The sequence below is a fragment of the Sphingomonas sp. TREG-RG-20F-R18-01 genome, from assembly GCF_022662475.1.
In the GTDB taxonomy this organism is placed as follows: Bacteria; Pseudomonadota; Alphaproteobacteria; order Sphingomonadales; family Sphingomonadaceae; genus Sphingomonas.
In genome coordinates this window covers 347,318-366,666 of sequence record NZ_JAKNQQ010000002.1, presented here as the reverse complement: position 1 = coordinate 366,666, position 19,349 = coordinate 347,318, and the positions used below count along the sequence as shown (strand labels likewise).

Genomic DNA, 19,349 nt, shown 5'->3' with positions numbered 1-19,349 from the left:
GGCGACGTTGCCAACCTGGTGCGGCACGCCGGGCCCGTCCCGTACAGCCGAAACGCCGCCCCCCAGTCGTTGCGAGCCCGGTCGAAAACCCGGCACAGCATGCGTGGCCGTTCCTCGACGTCGTCCGCAACGAGCGGGAGATCGCGAAAGAAGCTGGCATCCCCGGCCCCTCTGCGGGTAACGCCACACATCTTCAGTTCGAACAGCGCGGAAGCAGGATGACGATGCAGGACGACCGCCAGCGACTGGATTATGCCGTACTCGACGCGCTTCCCGCCACCGTTGCCCGTCCGGATCGGTCGGCACCCGCGCCGATCGGGATCGTCCATTTCGGCCCCGGCGCGTTCCACCGGGCGCATCAGGCGGCGTATATCGATACGCTGCTCCAGCACGACCCGAGTTGGGGGATCGCCGCGGTCTCGCTGCGCAGCGCGGGCACGGTGACCGAGCTCGCCGCGCAACAGGGGCTCTACACGCTCGCGATCCGCGATGCCGAACCGCGCTACCGCGTGATCGGCGCGCACAGCCGTTTCCTCGGCCCCGACGACGCCGTGGAGACCCATGCGTTGCTGGCGGACCCGGCGGTGCGGCTGGTCACGACGACGGTGACGGAGAAGGGCTATTGCCTCGCCCCTGACGGGACGCTCGACCTGACGCATCCCGATATCGCGCACGATCTGACCGGCACCGAGACCCCGCGCAGCGTGATCGGCTGGATCGTCGCGGGACTGGCGGCGCGGCACGCTGCGGGGACGCCCGCCTATGTGGTGATGCCGTGCGACAATCTCGCCGACAATGGCGCGAAGCTGCACGCCGCGCTGATCGCCTACGCGGGCATGCTCGACCCATATCTCGCCGAATGGATCGCGGGCGAAGTCCGCGTGCCGGGGACGATGGTCGATTCGATCACCCCCGCCGCGGATGAAGCGCTTTACGCCGACGTCGCGGACACGCTCGGCGTCGTTAATCGCGCCGCGGTCCAGCGCGAGGGATTCGCGCAATGGGTGATCCAGGATCTCGGCGGACCGGTCGGGGCGGCGCTGGCCAGCGCGGGCGCAACGCTGACCGACGATGTCGCGGGGTACGAACAGGCCAAGCTGCGCGTCCTCAACGGATCGCATTCGACGCTCGCTTATGCCGGATTGTTGCGCGGCGCGACCAGCGTCGCCGAGGCGATGCAGGATGCGCCGCTCGCCGCCTTCGTCGACGCGATGATCCGCGCGGAGATCGTACCGATCCTTCCGCGCGTCGCCGGGTTCGATCACGACGCGTATCGCGCTGCGGTGCTGGCCCGGTTCCGCAATCCCGCCATCGTCCACCGGCTCGAGCAGATCGCCGCCGATGGCAGCCAGAAGCTGCCCTATCGACTCGGCGACACGCTCGCCGCGCACCGCGCGCGGGGGGAGCTGCCGCGGCATGTGGTGGCGGCGCTGGGGTGCTGGGTCGCCTTCCTGATGCAGCGCGCGCGCGGCGGCGTGGCGATCGTCGATCCGGCGGGCGAAGCGCTCGCGCTGGCGGCGCGCGACGGCGATGCAGCGGCGGTGCTCGGACGGCTGGTATCGGCGGGGCTGGGGTTCGATCCGGCGCTGGCGCAGGATGCGATGGTCATGACGGCGGTCGCAGCGGCCGCGGACGCGGCGGTTGCGGGGGATTGGGGAACGGTGCTGGGCTGACCCGGGTCTTCCGTCGCCACGGCGGAGGCTGGCACCGTCCCGTTGCCGCGCGGAACCGTCACGCGCGCGGCACGACGCGGCCCCGGCCTCCGACGGGGTGACGCTGGTCTGCTACCGCCGCCGTCGCTTGAAGCTGGCCCGGGCAAGCCAGACGCCGAGCACGAGCAACAACAGCGGTGCGATCCACAAGGGCGCGGTCAGCGCGCTGAAGGGCGGATCGTAGCTGATGTAATCGCCGTAGCGCGCGATCAGCCAGTCGCGGATCTGCGCCGGGCTCTGCCCCCCTTCGATCCGTGTCCGCACCAGCGAGCGCATGTCGCCTGCCATCTCGGCATTGCTGTCCGCGATCGACTGGCCCTGGCAGACGACGCAGCGGAGCGTTGCCATCAATGCCTGCGCCTGCGCTTCCTTGGCCGGATCCTTGAGCTGGACGTTGGCGAGTGGCGCGGGCGGCAGGCTGCTGTCGGCGAAGGCCGGAGCGGTGAGGAGAAGCATTCCCACCACCGCGCTTCCCCGGCGGAGGCCGGGGCCCAGTCGAGGGCGCTTCGTCATCGCGCGCAGTCCGCCGCGAAATCCGCCGTCGCTACTGGGCCCCGGCCTTCGCCGGGGAAGAAGAACGGGGAAACCTTTCACTGCAACCCCCGCATCAGCGCGATCAGCCCCGGCACCTCGTCCTCGCGGATGTCGCCGACATGCTGCTGGACGATCCGCCCGCGCCCGTCGATCACGAACGTCTCCGGCACGCCCGACGAGCCGAGCGCGAGTTGCAGCGAACTCGTCTTGTCGTCGCCGATCGCGGCATAGGGATCGCCGTTGCGCGCGAGGAACTGCCGAATGTCCGCCGACGTATCGCGGATCGCGACCGCGTCGATCACCACGCCCGCCTGTTGCAGCCGAAGCAGTTGCGGTGCCTCGGCGACACACGGGATGCACCAGCTCGCGAAGACGTTGAGCAATCGCGGCTTGCCTGCGCCGAACTGCGTGCTGGCCAGCCCGGGCTTGGTCGGGAGGATCGGCGGCAGGTCGAAAGCGGGCAGAGTCTGCCCGACCAGCGCCGAATGCACCGTGCGGTCCGCCGGCTTGTACAACCCCCAGGCAATTAGCGCGAGCAGCCCGAGCGCGACCGCGAACGGAATCCAGATCAGTTGCCGACTCATGCGTAGGCGTCCGCGCGCACCCGGTCGCGGCGGGTGCGCAACAGCCGCCCGAGCAGCGACAGTGCCCCGCCGACCGCCACCAGCGCGCCGCCGAGCCAGATCAGCGTGACGAACGGCTTCCACCACAACCGCACCTGCCAGCGCCCCTGCGCATCGGGTTCGCCGAGCACGGTATAGAGCTGCCCGTCCCAGCGCGTCGCGATCGCCGACTCACTGGTCACCGTTACCGGATTGGCGAAAAACCGCGATTGCGGCCGTAGGAAGAAGACGCCGCCATCCGCCCCCCGCCGCGCGCTGAGCCGCGCCTCGATCGCGGACCAGTTCGGGCCGATCACCGGCTTTACCCCGTCGAGCGTGACGAGATAGGGCCCAACCCGCTGCGGCTCGCCGACCCGCGCGGCGACCAGCGTTGCCTGGGTGAAGGCGGTATCGCACGCCATCCCCGCGAGACTGACCGCAATCCCGAGATGCGCGACCACCATCCCATAGGTGAACAGCGGCGTCCGGCGCAGGTTGCGCTTCCACAAGGGCGCGACGCTTGCCGCCGCCAGGCCACCCGCGAGCGCGAGCCCGAGCAACGGCAGCAACGCGATCCCGCCGCTGGTCGCCGCGACGAGGATCAGCACCGCGCCGGTTACCGCGATCGGGATGGTGACGCGCCCCAGCGCCGCCTGCGCGGTATCGCGTCGCCAGCGCAGCAACGGGCCGACCGCCATTACGGCGATCAGCACCAGCGCGACCGGCCCGGCGGCCTTGTCGAAGAACGGCGGCCCGACCGACAATTGCGTCCCGAACCCCGCCGCGACGATCGGGTACAGCGTCCCGATCAAAACGACGCCGAGGATCACCGTCAGCAACAGGTTGTTCGCAACGAGCGCCCCCTCTCGGCTGACGAAGTCGAACGTCGTGCCCGCGCGCACCGTCCCCACGCGGAGCGCGAACAGCAGCAACGCGCCGCCGATATAGATGGCGAGCAGCGCAAGGATGAAGCTCCCGCGCGTCGGATCGACCGCAAAGGCGTGGACGCTCGTCAGGATGCCCGAGCGCACCAGGAACGTGCCGATCATCGACATCGAGAACGCCACCACCGCGAGCATCAACGTCCACGCACGCAGGCCATCGCGGGTCGCCAGCACCGTCACCGAATGGAGCAAAGCGGTCGCCGCGAGCCACGGCATCAGCGAGGCATTCTCGACCGGATCCCAGAACCACCAGCCACCCCAGCCGAGCTCGTAATAGGCCCAATACGATCCCGCGGTGATCCCGAGCGTCAGGAAGATCCACGCCCCCAGCACCCATGGCCGCATCGCGCGCGCGAACGCCGGGCCGACATCGCGCGTGATCATCGCACCGACCGCGAAGGAGAAGGCGATCGAGATGCCGACATAGCCGATGTACAGGGTCGGCGGATGGAACGCCAAGCCGGGGTCCTGCAGCAACGGGTTGAGCCCGTTGCCGTCCGCGGGCGCCGGATCGATCCGCGCGAACGGATTGGAGGAGAACAGCAGGAAGGCATAGAAGCCGAGCGCGATCGCCGCCTGCGCGCCGAGCGTCGCGATCAGCGTCGGTCGTGCGAGGCTGCGTTCGAACAGCGCCACCGCCGCGCCGGCAATGCCGAGGATCGTGACCCACAGCAGCATCGAGCCCTCGTGATTCCCCCACGCGCCCGCCACCTTGTACAGCATCGGCTTGGCGGAGTGGCTGTTCTCCGCAACCAGCAGCACCGACATGTCGCTGCGCACGAACAGCGCGATCAGCAGCAGCATCGCAAGCAGCGCCAGCACGCCCTGCACAACCGCGACCGGCCTCACCGCCCGCAAAACGTCCTCGGTCGTCGCAAGCTCGGCCAGCGCAGGCTTCGCTGACCGCCAGACACCGAGCGCCGCGAGCAGGAGCTGCAACGCCGCCAGCGCCGCCGCGAACCACAAGGCCGCAAGGCCTGCCTCGGCGATCATGCCTCCTGTTCTCCTGCGAAGGCAGGAGCCCAGAGCCAAGCCGGGAAACAGCGGTTGGCACACGGAACCCCCGGGTTCCTGCCTGGGCAGGAACACGGCGGGAGAGCAGGCAAGGCAACCGTCAAACCAACCCTCATTGCACGAGCGTCTTCGTTTCGTGCATCTTGCCCGCCATTTCGGGGGGCATGTATTTCTCGTCGTGCTTCGCCAGCAGGTTGCTCGCGGTGAAGCTGCCATCGGGGTTGAACTGCCCCTCCGCCACCACGCCCGAATTTTCCTTGAACAGATCGGGCGCAATCCCGCGGAACGCGACCGGCACGCGCGCGACCCCGTCGGTCACGACGAACTGCATCGTCACGCCGTCCGCGCGCTTGTGGAGCGACCCGCCCGCGACCATCCCGCCGAGCCGCACGGCGCGGCCGAGCGGCAGGCCGTCCTTTTTCACGTCGCCCGGCGCGTAGAAGAACGCCGCCTGGTCCTTGAGCGCCGACAGCGCCAGCGCGCTCGACCCGCCGACCGCCGCCACCGCGAGCGCGGCGAGCGTCAGGCGCTGGTGCTTGGCCTTCATTTCTCCGCCCTCCGCATCGCGAGATAGCTCCACGCCGCCAGCGCGACCGATCCGGCTGCGGTCAGCGCATAAGCGGCGATGATGAAGGGCCAGTGGCTCATGCCGGCACCTCGACATGATGCGCGCGCCGGCGCAATCGCGCCTCCGCCTTGGTCCGCGCGAGGATCGTGCGCATCCGCATCAGCACGATGCCCGCGAAGAACAGCGTGAAACCGCCGAGCGTGAACCACAAGGGCCACAGGATCGCGGGGGCGATCGTCGACTTGGTCAGGCCGATGCTCTGCCCCTGGTGCAGCGTGTTCCACCACACCACCGAATAGCGGATGATCGGCAGCAGCACCGATCCCGCCACGCCGTACAGCGCCGCGATCCGCCCGCCGCCGCCGAACCCGGCGCGCTCATCCTCCGCGCGGACCAGCGCGAGGAAGCCCAGATAGACGAAGAACAGCAGCAGCATCGAAGTCAGCCGCCCGTCCCATTGCCACCACGTGCCCCAGGTCGGGCGCCCCCAGATCGATCCGGTTGCCAGGCACAAGGCAGCGAAGGTTGCACCTGGCAGCGCGATCGCGCGTGCCGCGATCATCGCCAGCGGATGGCGCCAGACCAAAAAGATCAACGAAGACAACGCGATACCGCTCCACCCCCCCATGCCGAGCCAGGCGGTCGGGACATGGATGTAGAGGATGCGGACGCTGTCTTTCTGCAAATAATCGGGCGGGGTCTGGGTCAGCCCGGCCCAGCCGCCGAACAGGATCAGCGCGACCCCCGCCCAGAACAGCACCGGCGTCAACGGCCGTGCGAGCGCGAGGAAGCGCGCGGGGTTCGCAAGGGCGTGAAGGCTAGGCACGCGACAGGGATACGCAAGATCGCCGCGCGAATCCATAAGGCATCGCGGGCCCGCGCACGCTATTCGGCCGCACGGGCGGTCGCTTCGATCCCTTCCGGCTCCGCATAATTGACGTCCTCCGGCAGGGCCCACAACAGGTCGTGCTTGGTCAGCGTGCGCCCGTCCCACGATCGCACCTCGATCGGGCCGATCGGGCGGCGATCGCGCGCATCGACCAGCACCGGCGACGCGCGGAATCCCGTCTCCCACCGCTCGCCCCACTGGCGCAGCGCGAGCATCGTCGGCAACAGCGCGGCGCCCTTTTCGGTCAGCTGGTAATGGATCTTGCGCCGGTCCTTGATCATCGCGTCGCGCGTCAGGATACCGTGCTCGACCAGCCGCCCCAGCCGGTTGGCGAGGATATTGCGCGCGATCCCCAGTTCGGACTGGAATTCCTCAAAATGATGGAGGCCGTTGAACGCGGCGCGCAGGATCATGAAGCTCCAGCGCTCGCCCATCGCCTCGAGCGCGGCGGGCAGGCTGCAGTTGACCAGTTGTTCGCGCAGCGGTTCGCGGAGTTTTTCGTCCATGATTCCTCATCGTATCGCATTTTTGCACGGCAGGGAAACGGCACGCCACCAACACCGCAAGTTTCAGTTGCAAGTCGCAACCTACTTTGCTAATTGCTGCATTGCAAACATATCTCTGGAGTCGTTCCGATGTCCTCGACCTTTCGTGCCGCGGCGCCATTCCTGGCGACTGCCCTCCTGTTGACCCCGGTCGTCGGCCATGCCGCCGATGCCGGTCCCTATTATGTCGCAACGCCGGCTGCTGCACCTGCACAACAAATGCTGATCACCAGCGGCACCGTGTGGAAGTGGCGCGATACCGCGTTCACCGCCAGCAAAGGGCCGCAGCGCGAGAACATCATGTGCGAGATGATCGTCCAGCACGCGGGCAAGCTTTCCGCCTTCAGCGCCGGCGGCAAGGTGTTCGACGACGCGGCCCTGACCAAGTGCAACGCGCACGCCAAATAAGGGCGGGAAGCAAGGCGCTGGCGATTTCCGATCCCGCGGATCCTCCTCGCGAGGACCTTTACCCCCTTCCGCGCCGCGCGCGCGGGAGGGGTTTTTTCGGTTTGTTGCGCAAACAGGTTGCAAATCAAGCCATCGCGACGCCATCTTGATGCGGATGTTGCGTCAGTATGAACTTGTCGATCGGGTCCTGGACTACGATCCCACGGCAAACGAAGCCCTGCTCAACCGCGCCTATGTCTTCTCGATGCAGGCACATGGCAGCCAGAAGCGGGCCAATGGCGACCCCTATTTCAGCCATCCGATCGAAGTCGCGGGGATTCTGACCGATCTCCATCTCGATGACGAGACGATCGCCACCGCGATCCTGCACGACACGATCGAGGATACGGTCGCAACGCCCGAGGAGATCACCCGGCTGTTCGGGGCGAACGTCGCGCGACTCGTCGATGGCGTCACCAAATTGTCGAAGATCGAGGCGCAGACCGAAAACGAGCGCGCCGCCGAGAATTTGCGCAAATTCCTGCTCGCGATGTCGGACGACATCCGCGTGCTGCTGGTCAAGCTCGCCGACCGGCTGCACAACATGCGCACGCTGCATTTCATCAAGAACCCCGACAAGCGCAAACGCATCGCGCGCGAGACGATGGATATCTACGCCCCGCTCGCCGAGCGGATCGGCATGTACGAGTTCATGAAGGAGATGCAGACGCTCGCCTTCGCGCAGCTCGAGCCCGAAGCGTATGAATCGATCACGATCCGCCTTGCCCAGCTGAAGGAAGGCGGCGGCGACCGGATCACCAAGATCGGATCCGGGCTCAAACTGCTGCTGTCCCGCCACGGGCTGGAAGCGGAGATTTCGGGCCGCGAGAAACACCCCTATTCGATCTGGAAGAAGATGGCCGAACGGCACATCAGCTTCGAGCAATTGAGCGACATCATGGCGTTCCGCGCGATCGTGCCGAGCGAGGAGGCGTGCTACGAGGCGCTCGGCGTCATCCACCGGCGCTGGCCGATGGTGCCGGGGCGGTTCAAGGATTATATCTCCACCCCCAAGCGCAACGGCTATCGCTCGCTCCACACCACGATCATCCACGCCGACAATACCCGTGTCGAAATCCAGATCCGCACCCGCGAGATGCACGAGGAAGCGGAACTCGGGCTCGCCGCGCACTGGGCGTACAAGCAGGACAAGGTTCGCCCCGACACCCAGCACAGCTGGATCAGCGACCTGGTCGAGATCCTCGACAATGCCGAGAGCCCCGAGGAGCTGCTCGAACACACGCGCATGGCGATGTACCAGGACCGGATCTTCGCCTTCACCCCGAAGGGCGAGCTGCAACAGCTCCCCAAGGGCGCCACGCCGATCGATTTCGCCTATGCGGTCCATACCGATCTCGGCGACCAGGCGGTCGGTGCCAAGGTCAACGGGCGCGTCGTCCCGCTGCGCACCACGATCGAAAATGGCGATCAGGTCCAGATCCTGCGATCCAAGGCGCAGGAGCCGCAACCCAACTGGCTGAACTTCGCGATCACCGGCAAGGCGCGCGCGGCGATCCGCCGGCATCTGCGCCACAAGGAGCGGATCGAGACCCAGGCGCTCGGGCGCAAGATGTACGACGAGCTCGTCTCGCGCCTGCCCGCGCCGCTGTCGGGCGAAGCGCAGGCGATGGCGTTGCAGCGGCTGAAGGTGCCCGACGAGGCGGCCTTGCTCGAGGCGATCGCGCGGCGGCGGATTCCCGATGCGGCGGTGATGGAAGCGCTGATGCCAGGATCGGCGGGGACCGAGGCGATGCGCGACCTGCCGCCGCAATCGAACGCGATCTCGATCCGCGGGCTGACCGCGGGCGTGGCGTTCGACCTGGCCGAATGCTGTCACCCGGTCCCGGGCGACCGGATCGTCGGGCTGCGCCGCCCGGATGCGGGGATCGAGGTCCATGCGATCGACTGCGACGTGCTGGGGGATGCCGACGACGCCGACTGGGTCGACCTGTCCTGGGGTGACAAGACCGAAGGTGCGACCGGGCGGATCTCGGTCGAGGTCAAGAACGAACCCGGCGCGCTGGGCACGATCGCCACGATCATCGGCGCGCAGAAGGCGAACATCGTCAACCTGCGGCTCGACAATCGCGATACCGGTTTCCACACCAACACGATCGACGTGGAAGTCCACGATGTGCATCACCTGATGCGCGTGATCGGCGCGTTGCGCGCGGCGGATGCGGTCAACGGGGTGGCGCGGGTCTAGGATTGCGCGGTCGGCCCGGCGCAGGCCGGGGCCGTCACGCCGTAGGAGCGCTCCGCATGGTCTTCGCGCGCGTGACCAACCTGGCGGCCCCGGCCTTCGCGAGACCTTGGCGAACGTCGCTCGATCCCCCATCCGTCACCCCGGCGAAGGCCGGGGCCGTGGTGTTACCCGGGCGCGGCGAGACGGCTGGGTGCGGTATCACCGGTTTTGCGCGCTTATTTGGCGGCCCCGGCCTGCGCCGGGGTGACGGCGGTCCGACATAAGAAGAACAAGTCGCGCGACGCCCGTCACGCGCTTGTGATGCGCTCCGCTCAGGCGGCGCGGGCCGCCATGCGCGCGGCGAGCTTTTCTTCCTCGGTCCAGACCTTGCGTTCGCGCGGTGCCTTCGCGGGCTTGACCTGCTTGACCGGGCCACCGCCGAGCACCGGCGCGCGCTTGGTCGAGTGGCGCGCGACTTCGCAATGCCAGGCGTGGTCGTCGTGGACGTCCAGCGTGCGCCCGATCTCGCGTTCGACGTCATGCAGCCAGGCGCGCTGCTCGGCATCGCACAGCGTGATCGCGAAGCCGCTGCGCCCGGCGCGCCCGGTGCGGCCGATGCGGTGGACATAGCTTTCGGGCAGGCTCGGCAGATCGTGGTTGAACACATGCGTCACCGTGTCGACGTCGATCCCGCGCGCGGCGATGTCGGTCGCGACCAGCACCTGCACCGTGCCCGCGCGGAACGCATCGAGTGCGCGCTCGCGCTGGCCCTGTGACTTGTTGCCGTGGAGCGCCTCGGCGGTGATCCCCGCCTCGGTGATGAACGCGCAGACTTCGTTGGCGATGTTCTTCTGGAGCGTGAAGACGACCGCCTGGCCGATGTCGGGGGTCCGCAGCAGTTCGAGCAGCGCGGTCTTCTTGTTCGCGGCGTCGAGGAACATCACCGACTGCGCGATCCGGTCGACCGTGGTGGAGGGCGGCGCGATCTCGACGCTGGCGGGGTCGGTCAGCAGGCTCTCGGCGAGCGCGGCGATCGCCTTGGGCATCGTCGCGGAGAACAGCAGCGTGTGGCGGTCCTTCGGGAGTGTCGCGACAAGGCGCTCGATCGGCTTGGCGAAGCCCATGTCGAGCATCTGGTCCGCCTCGTCGAGCACCAGCGCCTCGAGCGCGGAGAGGTCGCACAGCCCCTGGTCGACGAGGTCGAGCAGGCGTCCGGGGGCGGCGACGAGGATGTCGACACCGGCGTCGAGCGCCGCGACCTGATGGAACTGGCTGACGCCGCCGAAGATGGTGGTGACTTTGAGCGACAGGTGGCGCCCGAAGCTCTCGAAGCCCGCGGCGATCTGCGACACGAGCTCGCGCGTCGGTGCGAGGATCAGGATGCGCGCGCCGCCCTTGGGGGCGGGGCGGGGGTAAGCGGCGAGGCGGTGGAGCAGCGGGAGCGCGAAGGCGGCGGTCTTGCCGGTGCCGGTCTGCGCCATGCCGAGCATGTCGCGCCCTTCGAGCAGCAGCGGGATCGACTGCGCCTGGATCGGGGTCGGGGTGGCATAGCCTTCCTCGGCCAGCGCCTGGAGGATCAGCGGGGACAAGGCGAGATCGGTGAAGGTCGTGGTCATGATCGCGGCGCCTCCAGCGCTGAGCAAGGCTGCGCCGGAACGGGCTTAGCGTAAGAGCGCGGGCAGGTAGGTTTTATGCTGCACTGCGTCAATCCGGAAAGCTGCCGCCCGGGTTGTACCGTCGTCGGTACCTCGCGCCGACGCGCCATATGACCATTGGGCGGAGTCGGCCCTGGAGTGCGCGCGACTCTGGACGCCTGCCTCCGCAGGAGAACCGGAAGATTTGCTGCAGGGGGCGTCTTGTCGATCCGGTCGACGCTGGTACGATCCCGTCAGAGATCGTCACCGGAAGGACTTACCCCTTGCAACGCCGTACATTTCTTGGCGCAGGCAGCGCCGCTACCGCCATCGCGCTCGTCCCCCGGGTCGCCGCCGCCGCCGTGCCCGCGGGCGACGCCACGCTCAACGCGACCTTCCAGACGATCTTCGAGCAGAACGTCCAGGAATCGCCTGAACAGGCGAGCAGCCTGGGGCTCGACAAAGGCGCCAACGCCGCGTTGAAAAGCCGCCTCGACGAACGCACCCCCGCCGCGCGCGCCGCAGCGCTTGCCTGCACCCGCAAGGCGATCGCCGCGGTGCAGGCGGTGCCGGTCGCCGGCCTGTCGCGCAGCGGCAAGCTCAACCGCGAGGTCGTGCTCTATTCGCTGACCCAACGCGCCGTCGGGCCGGAGAAGTTCGGGCTCGGTTCGCCGAACCGGCCCTATGTGCTGTCGCAGCAGTCCGGTGCCTATTTCGACGTTCCCGATTTTCTCAACAGCACGCACACGATCGTTACCGCCGCCGATGCCGACGCCTATTGCGCGCGAGTCGATGCGTTCGCGACCGCGCTCGACCAGGACAGCGCACTGCAGCGGAGCGAAGCCGCGCGCGGGATGGTCGCGCCCGATTTCCTGCTCGACCTGACGCTCGGGCAGCTCGCCAAGCTGCGTGCGCCCGCCGCCGCCGACAGCTCGATCGTCTCGTCGGTCGCGACCCGCACCAAGGCGCGCGGCCTGTCCGGCGACTGGGACAAGCGCGCGGCGGCGAGCCTGAACGACAAGGTCTATCCCGCGCTCGATCGCCAGATCGCGCTGGTCAAGACGCTTCGCGCGGGCGCGCGCAGCACCGCCGGGATCGCCCCGCTCCCGCGCGGGAGCGAGATCTACGCCGCCGCGCTCGCCGCCGCGACGACGACCAGCTTCACCCCCGACGAGGTCCACAAGATCGGGCTCGACCAGGTCGCCGACCTCAGCGCACAGCTCGATGCGCTGCTCAAGACGCAGGGGCTGACGCAAGGCTCGACCGGCGCGCGGCTGACCGCGCTCAACCAGCGGCCCGAACAGCTCTATCCCGATACGCCCGCCGGTCGCGCCGAGCTGATCGCGGGGCTCAACACCGGGGTCGCGGCGATGCAGGCGAAGCTCGGGCAGGCGTTCCTCAACCCGCCGTCCGCGCCGCTCGATATCCGTGCCGTCCCGGTCGAGATCCAGGACGGCGCGCCCAACGGCTATTACAAGCGCGCCGCGCTCGATGGCTCGCGTCCGGCGATCTACTTCATCAACCTGAAGAACATCGAGAACTGGCCGAAATACACGCTGCCGTCGCTGAGCTATCACGAGGGCGTGCCGGGGCATCATCTCCAGCTCAGCCTCGTCGCGGCGCTCGACATGCCGGTGCTGCGCAAATTGGGCTTCTTCAGCGCATACGGTGAGGGCTGGGCGCATTATGCCGAGCAGCTCGCCGAACCGCTGGGGGGCTATGCGACGCCGATCGAGCGCGCGGGCTATATCCAGTCGTTCCTGTTCCGCGCGGCGCGGCTGGTGGTCGACACCGGGATCCATTCCAAGGGCTGGAGCCGCGACAAGGCGACCGACTATTTCGTCGAGGTCGTCGGCTTTACGCGCGGGCGTTCGCAAAGCGAGATCGAGCGCTATTGCGCGATGCCGGGGCAGGCGTGCAGCTACAAGCTCGGGCATCTCAGCTGGATGCGGGCGCGCGACACGGCGCAGAAGATCCTGGGGGCGAAGTTCGACCAGAAGCAGTTCCACGAAGTGCTGCGCGACGGCCCGGTCCCGCTGACGATCCTCGAGCGGCTGAGCGAGGAACGCGCGCGGGCGCAGCTTGCGGGGACGCCGATCGCGTAAGGTACATCCTCCGCTTCCCCCCAATAGAAACGCTTCCCCGGCGGAGGCCGGGGCCCAGTAGCGAAGGTTTTTGCAACTGTGCGCAGCCTGCGACCATTCCGGTTGCGCTGCTGGGCCCCGGCCTTCGCCGGGGAAGCAGATTTGTTGTTTCGAGCTCGGGTATATCGGCTGGATTCGCGCGCGGCGCATCCGGCGGGGGTGCCGATCCCGTCCGGCGGAATCCGTCGCACCCTTTCCTTAACCCTTCCCCGGCGGAGGCCGGGGCCCAGCAGCGAAGGTTTTTCAACTGTGCGCAGCCTGCGACCATTCCGGTTGCGCTGCTGGGCCCCGGCCTTCGCCGGGGAAGCAGATTTGTGGTTTCGAGCTCGGGTATATCGGCTGGATTCGCGCGCGGCGCATCCGGCGGGGGTGCCGATCGCGTCCGGCAGAATCCGTCGCACCCTTTCCTTAACCCTTCCCCGGCGAAGGCCGGGGCCCAGTGGCGAAGGTTTTTGCAACTGTGCGCAGCCTGCGACCATTCCGGTTGCGCTGCTGGGCCCCGGCCTTCGCCGGGGAAGCAGATTTGTGGTTTCGAGCTCGGGCATATCGGCTGGATTCGCGCGCGGCGCATCCGGCGGGGGTGCCGATCGCGTCCGGCGGAATCCGTCGCACCCTTTCCTTAACCCTTCCCCGGCGGAGGCCGGGGCCCAGCAGCGAAGGTTTTTGCAACTGTGCGCAGCCTGCGACCATTCCGGTTGCGCTCCTGGGCCCCGGCCTTCGCCGGGGAAGCAGATTTGTGGTTTCGAGCTCGGGTATATCGGCTGGATTCGCGCGCGGCGCATCCGGCGGGGGTGCCGATCGCGTCCGGCGGAATCCGTCGCACCCTTTCCTTAACCCTTCCCCGGCGGAGGCCGGGCCCCAGTAGCGAAGGTTTTTGCAACTGTGCGCAGCCTGCGACCATTCCGGTTGCGCTCCTGGGCTCCGGCCTTCGCCGGGGAAGCGTAGCGTAGCGGAAGTCCAGCGTAGGGGGGCTTATCGCAAGCGTCCGGGGGAAGCATCGAACCGATCGCTTCCCCTCAAACCGAAACAATCCTAGACCAGCGCGCATGACCCGTCTCGTATCGCCGACCACCCCCGCGCTGTCCGTCGTCATCCCCTGCTACAACGAAGCCGCGTGCCTCGACGTGCTCCACGCCCGCGTCTCCGGCGCGGCACGCGCGGCGGTGGGGGACGATTACGAGATCCTCCTGATCAACGATGGCTCGCGCGACGACAGCTGGCCGGTGATGCAGCGCCTCGCCGCCGCCGACCCGCGGCTGGTCGTCATCAACCTGTCGCGCAACCACGGGCACCAGCTCGCGCTGACCGCGGGGCTCGACCTGTGCAGCGGCGCGCAGATCCTGATCATCGATGCCGATCTGCAGGATCCCCCCGAGCTGCTCACCGACATGCGCGCGGCAATGGCGTCGCAAGGCGCTGACGTCGTCTATGCGGTGCGCCGCAAGCGCGAGGGCGAGACGCTGTTCAAGAAGGCCACCGCCGCCGCTTTCTACCGCCTGCTCGATCGTGTCACCGACACCGCGATCCCGCTCGATACCGGCGATTTCCGGCTGATGAGCCGCCGCGCACTCGATGCGTTCCTGTCGATGCCCGAGCAGGCGCGCTTCATCCGCGGGATGGTCGCCTGGGTCGGCTTCAAGCAGATCCCCTTCCCCTATGACCGCGCGGAGCGGCATGCGGGTGAGACCAATTACCCCTTGAGCAAGATGATCCGGCTTGCGTTCGACGCGGTCACCGGCTTCTCGACTGCGCCGTTGCGCTTCGCCAGCCACCTCGGGCTCGCGCTGACGGGCGCGTCGCTGCTGCTGTTCCTCTATATCGCGGTCGGTTTCTTCAGCGGCAGTGCGGTCGCGGGCTGGACCTCGACGATGCTCGTCGTGGTGTTGCTCGGCGCGTTCCAGATGTTCGTGCTCGGGATGATCGGCGAATATCTCGGGCGGCTCTACGTCGAATCGAAGCGCCGCCCCTTGTACATCGTCGGGGACGTCGTCGGCCCGATTCAGGGCCGCGCGACGCTCGGTTATCGCGCGGAAGAGCCTGTGGGCGAGAGCAACGTCACGATCGAGACCCCCGGCGACAACGGGACCCGGCCGACCAGGTGACGCTCGAACCGGAAGATCGTCTCGAACAGGCGGTTGAGCATCGGCGGCGGGGGTGAATCGTCGCTGTCGTCGCGCCCGGTCATCCGCCCCGCGACGCGCGCTGCGGCGGCGAGCGGGAACAGCAGCGAATTGAAATAGCGCAGGCCGTTGGACTTGAGCCCCGCGTCGCTGATCGCCGTGGCGAGCGTTGCCTTGGAATAGCGCCGGTGGTGGTGGTTGACCACGTCGTGCGCGCTCCACATCCAGCGATGCGCGGGCACGGTGACGAGAATCTTGCCGCCGGGCTTGAGGCACGCCGCCATCGCGCGTAGCGCCGCCACGTCGTCCTCGATATGCTCGACCACGTCGAGCACCGCGATCAGGTCATACGCGCCGCGCTCGATCCCCGGGAGCATCGGCAGCGGTGCGGCGCTGATCGGGCGCCCCAGCCGTTCGGCCGCGATCTCGCGCGCGGCGGGGTCGATCTCGATCGCCTCGACATCGCCGAACGCGGCGAGCATCGGCAGGTTGTGCCCGGTGCCGCAGCCGATCTCGAGGATCCGCGCGTCCTTTGGCAGCTTCGCCTCGCGCGTCAGATAGTCGGCGAGGATGTCGCGGCGCGCGCGATACCACCAATGCGTCGAATCATGCGCCGCCATGCGGTCGTAGACGATGCGATCCATCAGCCGAACACCCAGATGCGGTTGAGCGCGAAGGTCGCCAGCGGCACGACCGACACGGCAAAGAGCAACGGGACCCAGGTCGGCTGGTGGAACCACCCGGTAACGATCCAGGTGATCACCGCGTTGAGCACCAGCCCGAACGCCTGTACCGCGACGAACTTGCCGTGCTGCTTGCCGCTGTTGTCGCGCGTACCGTGGCCCTTGAAGCTCCAGTAGCTGTGGAGCGGGAAGCCGACCAGCACCGCGACCGCGAACGCGAACGGCACCGCGTAGACTGCATGTGCCGGTTCGAACACATAATGCGTCAGCGGCAGATAGACCGCCGCATAGACGATCGTCGAAAGCCCGCCTGCGATCCCGAAACGGATGATCTGCCCGAGCATCCCGCTGTCGCGGAGGCTTTGAAACTGTCGGTTGAGTGCTGTCACGTTCGCTTGCCCTTTACGCCTGCCGCACTAGAGGGCGTTCTCATTCTAGGAAAGCGTTTTGGATGAATGACGGTTCGCTGGCGCGCACGGTGGAGCGCGATTGGGTTCGCCTGAGCCTGCTCGCTTGGGCACTGGTCGCACTCTATTACGTGATCAATCGCTGGACCGGAATCCATTACCTCCAGCTCGGCGACACCGACGACAACATGCGGCTGATGCAGGTCCGCGCCTGGCTGAACGGCCAGGGCTGGTACGACCTGCGGCAATATCGCATGAACCCGCCGCACGGCTTCGACATCCACTGGAGCCGCATCGTCGACCTCCCGATCGCCGCGCTGATCGTGACGCTGCGTCCGTTCGTGGGATCTCGCGAGGCGGAGATGCTCGCGTGCGGCATCGCGCCGTTGCTGCCGCTGAGCATCGCGATCCTCGGGCTTGGCGCGACCGTGCGGCGGCTGGTCAGTCCGGCCGCGTGGCCGGTGGCGATCGCGGTGCTCGTGTTCTGCTGCGTGGCGACGATGCTGATGTTCATGCCGGAGCGGATCGACCATCACGGGTGGCAGCTCGCCATGCTGAGCCTCACCGTCGCCGGGCTGTGCGATCCGCGCGATGCGCGCGGCGGCGCGATCGTCGGGCTGGCGAGCGCGGTGTCGCTGTCGATCGGGCTCGAGATGCTGCCCTATGCCGCGATGGCGGGGGCGATTCTGGCGCTCCGCTGGATCTGGGACCGCGACGGCGCGCGCCGCCTGACCGTCTATGCGCTCTCGCTCGGCGGCGGATGCGCGATCGGTTATGCCGCGTTCGCTTCCTACGCCAACAGCGTGGCGCGCTGCGACGCGCTGACTCCGGTATGGCTGAGCGTGATGGTCGTGGCGGGCGCGCTGCTGTTCGCCATGGCCTGGGCCAACCCCGCGAACCGCTGGGTGCGGCTTGGCCTCGCCGTGCTGGCGGGGGGCGTGATCGTCGCGGGGTTCGCGCTGGTCTTCCCGCAATGCCTCGGCCGCCCCGAACAGGTTTCGCCCGAGCTCGCCGCGAGCTGGCTCAACAATGTGCGCGAAGCCAAGCCGATCTACAGCCACCCGTTCCGCACCGCCTTTCCGATCGTCGTCCTGCCGATCATCGGGGTGATCGGCGCCGCGCTGGCAAGCTGGCGGGCGCGCGGCACCGCGCGGGGCGGGCTTTGGGCCCCCGTACTGCTGTTCGTCACCTTCGCCGCGCTGATGCTGTTGTGGCAGGCGCGCGCGGGCCCCGCGGCGCAGATGCTGGCGGTCCCGGGCGCGGTTGCAATGATCTGGCTGTTCGTCCCCGTCATGCAGGCGAGCAAGAGCGTCGTGGTCCGCGTGCTCGGCACAGCAGCGGTGGTGGTGCTTGCCTCAGGCAGCTTCGCGGGCGCGGTGATGACGCCGATCGACCTGCGCTGGGCCGGGCTCAACCTGCAATACAGCCCGCCCGACCGACCGACCAGGCGTGTCCAGATCATCAACCGTGCCAGCGCCTCCTGCCCGACGATGAGCGCGATGACCCCGCTCGATCGCGTGCCGGCGCAGACGGTCTTTACCTTTGTCGACCTGGGGCCCCGGCTGATCACGCTGACGCATCACAATGCGATCGCGGGGCCGTATCACCGCAATGGCGACGCCATCCTCGACGTGCAGCATGCCTTCAAGGGTACGCCGGAGAATTTTCGCGCGATCGCCAAACGGCATGGCGCGACGCTGCTGCTGGTGTGCCCGAACATGTCGGAATCGACCAATTACCGGGTGCGCGCGCCCAACGGCTTTTACGCGCAGCTCGCGCATCGCAAGACGTTCGACTGGCTGGAGCCGATCGACTTGCCGCGGGGGTCGCCGCTGCGGTTGTTCCGGATCAAGCCTGCGTGAATGCGGTATCGGACCGATCGCTGGGACGGTCGGGCTGGAAATGCGACGCGTGCGACGGGACGCTGGCCGGGCGCCGGCGACTCACGCACTTTCGACCGAGCGGGGGATGAAACAAAAGCCACCAGCCTTTCGGCCGGTGGCTTTCATCAGCGCATCGCGGCGAACTTACGCGTAGGCCACCGCCGTCTTTACCTTCCGACGACGGACCGTTCCGCCGATCATCCCGAGACCGGTGAGCATCAAGCCCCAGGTGGCGGGTTCGGGAACGGCGGACGCCCCAAAGGTGATGTCGTCCAACCCGGCGTTGCCAACGGCGCTGGCCAGGGTGAACGACTTCGCCGTGCCGGAGAACGCCACCGAACCAGCAGAAAACGCATTATCCAAGCTGGCGATATCCGCCGCGAAGGTCCGCGTGCCCAGAAGGCTTCCGGTACCGTTCAGCCCGGAGAATACCGATATCGTGCCGGTACCGAAAAAACCGTACAGGAAGTTGAGGGACTGGAATCCTGCCGCGAAGGTGCTGGTCGCGACGGCGGCGCTGTTATAGGCGATCGTGCTGCTGGGCGACCCGGCCCCGACATAGCTGCTGAAATTGGTGAAGGCGACCCCGATGTTCGGGCCGCTCGACCCATTTGCGGCAATACCGCCATTGTAATAGTCGTTGATCAGAACCTGGTCCGGCACCCCCTCAAAGGTGACGACCGTGGTAGCGGACGCCGGAACCGCGGCAACACAGGCGGCAACGGCTAGAACCGTCGCGGCGAAAGCATGCTTGATGGCATTCATGGTCTTTCTCCTACCCCGTCATTCGGGTAGTGAAACCGAAGCAAACAGCGTGCCGGACGTAGTTTGCCAATCATCTGAACTTCGTCGTCAAGTCGCGACAGCGTCATCTGTAAGGCTTCGTTACGAGTCGGCCCTATTCGGTCACGACAGTTTCCCGACCGGATGTACGATCACAGATTTACTTCACAATTATTACAAGACATCCCCCCGATACGGAAAGACATCCGCCCGATACTTACCGGTCGACCGCGCCCGACACCGTCGAACGCCGGT

16 protein-coding genes are annotated in these 19,349 nt (G+C 67.6%); 6 read left to right on the top strand and 10 right to left on the bottom strand.

Annotation, left to right across the window (positions count from 1 at the left end):
* Positions 1–224 precede the first annotated feature (224 nt).
* Entirely contained in the window at positions 225–1,673 is a 1,449-nt protein-coding gene (locus L8K25_RS07235) for a mannitol dehydrogenase family protein (protein WP_242138220.1), read from the top strand.
* A 111-nt stretch (positions 1,674–1,784) separates the two neighbouring features.
* Here the strand turns inward: L8K25_RS07235 and L8K25_RS07230 are convergent, their stop codons facing one another.
* The 6 genes from L8K25_RS07230 to L8K25_RS07205 form a co-directional block, all read right to left on the bottom strand.
* Positions 1,785–2,168, bottom strand: coding sequence for a cytochrome c-type biogenesis protein (locus L8K25_RS07230; RefSeq protein WP_242138729.1), 384 nt, complete (start codon positions 2,166–2,168; stop codon positions 1,785–1,787).
* 134 nt (positions 2,169–2,302) lie between these two features.
* On the bottom strand, positions 2,303–2,830 hold the full coding sequence (locus L8K25_RS07225; protein WP_242138219.1) for a redoxin family protein: 528 nt from the start codon (positions 2,828–2,830) through the stop codon (positions 2,303–2,305).
* Positions 2,827–4,785: a heme lyase CcmF/NrfE family subunit gene (locus tag L8K25_RS07220; RefSeq protein ID WP_242138218.1), complete on the bottom strand. Its 1,959-nt coding sequence runs from the start codon at positions 4,783–4,785 to the stop codon at positions 2,827–2,829. Before L8K25_RS07220 ends, L8K25_RS07225 begins: the two co-directional genes overlap by 4 nt.
* 133 nt (positions 4,786–4,918) lie before the next feature.
* Positions 4,919–5,353, bottom strand: coding sequence for a cytochrome c maturation protein CcmE (gene ccmE / locus L8K25_RS07215; protein WP_242138217.1), 435 nt, complete (start codon positions 5,351–5,353; stop codon positions 4,919–4,921).
* 97 nt (positions 5,354–5,450) lie between these two features.
* Positions 5,451–6,200, bottom strand: coding sequence for a heme ABC transporter permease CcmC (gene ccmC, locus L8K25_RS07210; RefSeq protein ID WP_242138216.1), 750 nt, complete (start codon positions 6,198–6,200; stop codon positions 5,451–5,453).
* 59 nt (positions 6,201–6,259) lie between these two features.
* Complete coding sequence (locus tag L8K25_RS07205) at positions 6,260–6,769, bottom strand: helix-turn-helix domain-containing protein (RefSeq protein WP_242138215.1); 510 nt, start codon at positions 6,767–6,769, stop codon at positions 6,260–6,262.
* Positions 6,770–6,898: 129 nt separating this feature from the next.
* Here L8K25_RS07205 and L8K25_RS07200 point away from each other — a divergent pair, with 129 nt between their 5' ends.
* Positions 6,899–7,216: a hypothetical protein gene (locus L8K25_RS07200; protein ID WP_242138214.1), complete on the top strand. Its 318-nt coding sequence runs from the start codon at positions 6,899–6,901 to the stop codon at positions 7,214–7,216.
* Between the two features lie 154 nt (positions 7,217–7,370).
* On the top strand, positions 7,371–9,461 hold the full coding sequence (locus L8K25_RS07195) for a bifunctional (p)ppGpp synthetase/guanosine-3',5'-bis(diphosphate) 3'-pyrophosphohydrolase (protein ID WP_242138728.1): 2,091 nt from the start codon (positions 7,371–7,373) through the stop codon (positions 9,459–9,461).
* Positions 9,462–9,772: 311 nt separating this feature from the next.
* Here the strand turns inward: L8K25_RS07195 and L8K25_RS07190 are convergent, their stop codons facing one another.
* Positions 9,773–11,056 (bottom strand): DEAD/DEAH box helicase, encoded by a 1,284-nt coding sequence (locus tag L8K25_RS07190; protein ID WP_242138213.1) that lies wholly within the window; start codon positions 11,054–11,056, stop codon positions 9,773–9,775.
* Between the two features lie 302 nt (positions 11,057–11,358).
* Between L8K25_RS07190 and L8K25_RS07185 the strand changes: the two genes are divergently transcribed.
* A complete protein-coding gene (locus L8K25_RS07185) occupies positions 11,359–13,179 on the top strand; it encodes a DUF885 family protein (protein WP_242138212.1) in 1,821 nt (606 codons plus the stop codon).
* Between the two features lie 1,085 nt (positions 13,180–14,264).
* A complete protein-coding gene (locus L8K25_RS07180; protein ID WP_242138211.1) occupies positions 14,265–15,320 on the top strand; it encodes a glycosyltransferase family 2 protein in 1,056 nt (351 codons plus the stop codon).
* Here the strand turns inward: L8K25_RS07180 and L8K25_RS07175 are convergent.
* Entirely contained in the window at positions 15,239–15,982 is a 744-nt protein-coding gene (locus L8K25_RS07175; protein ID WP_242138210.1) for a class I SAM-dependent methyltransferase, read from the bottom strand. The two genes, L8K25_RS07180 and L8K25_RS07175, sit on opposite strands and share 82 nt — an antisense overlap.
* Positions 15,982–16,365, bottom strand: coding sequence for a GtrA family protein (locus tag L8K25_RS07170; protein WP_131533754.1), 384 nt, complete (start codon positions 16,363–16,365; stop codon positions 15,982–15,984). The genes L8K25_RS07175 and L8K25_RS07170 overlap by 1 nt, the downstream gene beginning before the upstream one ends.
* 107 nt (positions 16,366–16,472) lie before the next feature.
* Between L8K25_RS07170 and L8K25_RS07165 the strand changes: the two genes are divergently transcribed.
* A complete protein-coding gene (locus L8K25_RS07165) occupies positions 16,473–18,290 on the top strand; it encodes an AcrB/AcrD/AcrF family protein (RefSeq protein ID WP_242138209.1) in 1,818 nt (605 codons plus the stop codon).
* A 165-nt stretch (positions 18,291–18,455) separates the two neighbouring features.
* Here the strand turns inward: L8K25_RS07165 and L8K25_RS07160 are convergent, their stop codons facing one another.
* A complete protein-coding gene (locus L8K25_RS07160; RefSeq protein WP_242138208.1) occupies positions 18,456–19,076 on the bottom strand; it encodes a PEPxxWA-CTERM sorting domain-containing protein in 621 nt (206 codons plus the stop codon).
* Positions 19,077–19,349 lie beyond the last annotated feature (273 nt).